This is a genomic window from Pseudoduganella sp. RAF53_2 (assembly GCF_052113985.1).
In the GTDB taxonomy this organism is placed as follows: domain Bacteria; phylum Pseudomonadota; class Gammaproteobacteria; order Burkholderiales; family Burkholderiaceae_D; genus Rugamonas.
Map to the genome: position 1 here is coordinate 1 of NZ_JBFRDW010000660.1, position 3,297 is coordinate 3,297.

At 62.8% G+C, this 3,297-nt stretch carries 3 protein-coding genes; 1 reads left to right on the forward strand and 2 read right to left on the reverse strand.

Annotation, left to right across the window (positions count from 1 at the left end; all coding sequences use genetic code 11):
• The coding region (locus tag AB4Z11_RS27315; protein ID WP_442028984.1) for a winged helix-turn-helix transcriptional regulator at nt 1-187 on the reverse strand (187 nt) is incomplete at its 3' end.
• A 100-nt stretch (nt 188-287) separates the two neighbouring features.
• Between AB4Z11_RS27315 and AB4Z11_RS27320 the strand changes: the two genes are divergently transcribed.
• A complete protein-coding gene (locus tag AB4Z11_RS27320; protein WP_442028985.1) occupies nt 288-1,739 on the forward strand; it encodes an efflux transporter outer membrane subunit in 1,452 nt (483 codons plus the stop codon).
• Here the strand turns inward: AB4Z11_RS27320 and AB4Z11_RS27325 are convergent.
• Nucleotides 1,740-3,297, reverse strand: a 1,558-nt coding sequence (locus AB4Z11_RS27325; protein ID WP_442028986.1) for a hybrid sensor histidine kinase/response regulator, incomplete at its 5' end; no start/stop codon positions are given.

Genomic DNA, 3,297 nt, shown 5'->3' on the forward strand with positions numbered 1-3,297 from the left:
CCACCAGCTGATTCAGGCGCGTCGTCAGCATGTTCGACGACACATTCAGGCTCTTCTGGAACTCATCAAAACGGCTGAGTCCATAGAACAGGGAGTCGCGCAGAACCATCAAAGTCCACCAGTCGCCGACTCGTTCCACGCTGCGCAGGATAGGACAGTTCGCTCCAGGTACTTGTTTGCTTTGCATTAGATCACTCCGCAAAAATAGGTTGATTCAGAATTTGAAGTGACTATATACTGGTAACTTCAAATTTGCAAGATACTTTTCCAGTGCAGGAGAATTCGATATGAAACAGGCAATTTCGACAAAACGTCCGGTGCTGCTGCGCCTTTCTGGTCTGTTGGCCGCATTGGTCCTGGCGGGATGTGCGGTGACTCCAGCCTATGAGCGCCCGGCATCCACCATGCCCGAGGCTTTCCACAACGCCCCTGCCCTGGCGGGCCGGCAAAATGTGCTGCCGGCGCCGTCGCTGGATCAGTGGTGGCTGGGTTTTGAAGATCCCGCTTTGGAACGCATCGTGCGCCGCGCGCTGGACCAGAACCTGAAYCTGGCGGCGGCAATGGCGCGCGTCGACCAGGCCCGTGCAGCGGCACGCGCCACAGCCACGCGCGAACTGCCTTCCGGTACCTTCACGGCGGATGCCACGCGCCAGCGCCAGTCAACGGCCAGCCCGGCCGGCCGTATCGCCAGCAACCTGCCCGGCTACGACCGCAATCAATCCTTGTTCAATGCCGGCGCCGGTGCAAGCTGGGAGCTGGATCTCGCGGGCGGTCTGAAAGCCGGCACGCAGCAAGCGGACGCGGAGGCACAAGCGGCCGAAGCGGATCAGATGGGCGTGCGCATCTCGATTGCCGCCGAAGCCGCCGACGCCTACTTCCGTGTGCGTGGCGCGCAGCGCCGCATCGCACTGGCTGAAGAGGAAATCAAGACCGATACCAGGCTGCTGGAACTTGTGCGCATCCGCCAGAAAGACGGCCTGGCCACCGCGCGCGAAGCGGCGCAGGCCGAAGCACTGCTGTACCAGACCAATGCCACGTTGCCGCCCCTGAAAATCGAACGCGAAACCCAGCTGAATCGCCTGGACGTGTTGATGGGCGCGCAACCGGGGACCTACGCGGCGGAACTGTCCGCGCCAGGCGTGGATAAACTGCTGCCTGCCATCGCCGTCGATCACGGCCCGGCGGACTTGCTGCGCCGCCGTCCCGACGTGATTGCCGCCGAACGCCGCCTGGCCGCATCGCACGCGAAGATAGGCGTGGCGACCGCCGAGTATTACCCGCACCTGACTTTGTCCGCGCTGCTTGGACTTTCCAGCCTGGGCGGCGGCAGCCTGCTCACCGCCAGTGCCTTCCAGCCGCAAGTCGGCGCTGGCCTGCGCTGGCGCTTGTTCGACTTTGGCCGTGTGGACGCTGAAGTCGCGCAAGCCAAAGGCGGCGAAGCGGAACAGCTGGCGCTCTATCGCCAGTCCATGCTTCGTGCAACGGAGGACGTGGAAAATGCGATCATCAATCTGACCCAGCTCGAACAGCAGCACCGTGAATTGAGCAAGGAAGTCGCGGCCCGCGTGCAGGCGCGCGATTCGGCGCAGGAAGCGTACAAAGGCGGCGTTGTCAGTCTGTTCGAAGCACTGGAGGAGGAGCGCCAATTGCTGGCGGCGCGCGATCAGCTGGAACGCGTGCATGCGGACAATGGCCGCGCAGCCGTTGCGACTTTCCGCGCTCTCGGTGGTGGCTGGTAATTAGTGGCGTAACGGAGGCGCTGTGCCGGGCGCCTCCGCGCCCAGCGACATCAGCACATCGAGTTCCGTGTGATTGACCGGCTTCGTCAGATGGAAGTCGAAGCCGGCGTCACGCGTAAGCTTGCGGTCGCGCTCCTGACCCCAGCCGGTGACGGCGATGATACGTGGCGGCGGGTGGCCGGCGCGGCGCCGCAGTTCGCGCGCCACGTCCAGTCCGGACATGCCGGGCATGCCGATGTCCAGCAGGATCACTTCAGGCTCGAAGTCGAAGGCCATCCGCAAGCCTTCCGGCCCATCATGCGCTTCTCGCACGTCGTGCCCCGCTGAGACAAGCAGTTGCACCAGGCATGCCGCCGCGTCCAGATTGTCGTCGACGACCAGCACGCGGCGCGGCTCCAGGCTATGAACCGGACCGGCAAAACGCCTCTCCGAGGGCGCCACGGCTTGAGCTTCCATCAGCGGCAGCTCGACGGTGAAAGAGCTGCCTTTGCCCAAGCCTTCGCTGCTGGCGCTGACCGTGCCACCATGCAGCTCCACGAAGCCTTTCACCAGCGATAGCCCGATACCCAAGCCACCGTGGCTGCGCTCCAGCGCCGGTGTGAGCTGGGCGAACAGCCCGAAGATCTTGTCGAGGTTTTCCGGCGCGATACCGATGCCGCTGTCGGCGATGATAATTTGTGCCTGGCTGCCGGTGCGTTCTGCCGACACGGTGATGAAGCCCGCACGCGGCGTAAACTTGATCGCGTTATTCAATAAGTTCACGAAGCACTGCACGATGCGCGTAGCGTCCGCGTTCGCGTACAGCGGTTCCTCCGGAAGGTGAATGGTGACCTCCAGGCCTGCTGACTTGAGGGCAGCGTCAACCGCGTGCAGCGCATCTGACAGGCAGTCCACCACCGATACCGTCTTCCTGCGCAGCTCCACCTTGCCCTGCGTGATCCGCGAGACTTCCAGCAGATCGTCAACCAGACGAGCGAGATGACGCGATTGCCGGTCGATGATGGCCAGCACCCGCTCCACATTCGCCGGCAAATCCTTGAGGCGCGACAGCAGTTCGGTGGCATTGCGAATTGGCGCCAGCGGATTGCGCAACTCGTGTGCGAGCGTGGCCAGGAACTCGTCCTTAAGCTGGTCGGCCCGCTTCAGTGCCTGCTCGGCTTCGCTCTGCGCCGTGATGTCGGTATTGGTCCCAAACCAGTGGACGATACGGCCTTCGGAATTCTTCATCGGGACAGCGCGTGTCAGGAAAGGACGATACACGCCATCGGCGCCACGTATCGGCAGCACCATTTCAAACGGCTCGCCAGTGGCCAGCGAGCGGCGCCAGTTCTGCTCCACTTCGCGATATGCCTTTGGATCGATCGCCTGTTCCCAAGACCAGCCCTCCACCTGTGCCTGGCTGAGGCCTGTGTACTCGAACAAGCGGCGATTGAACCAGTAGATCCAGCCATCAGGACGCGACATCCATGCGATCTGGGGGATTTCATTGGCCAGTGTCTGGAACTGGGCTTCCAGCTCAGTTGCCGCCTCTTCCGAACGTTTGCGCTCAGTGATGTCG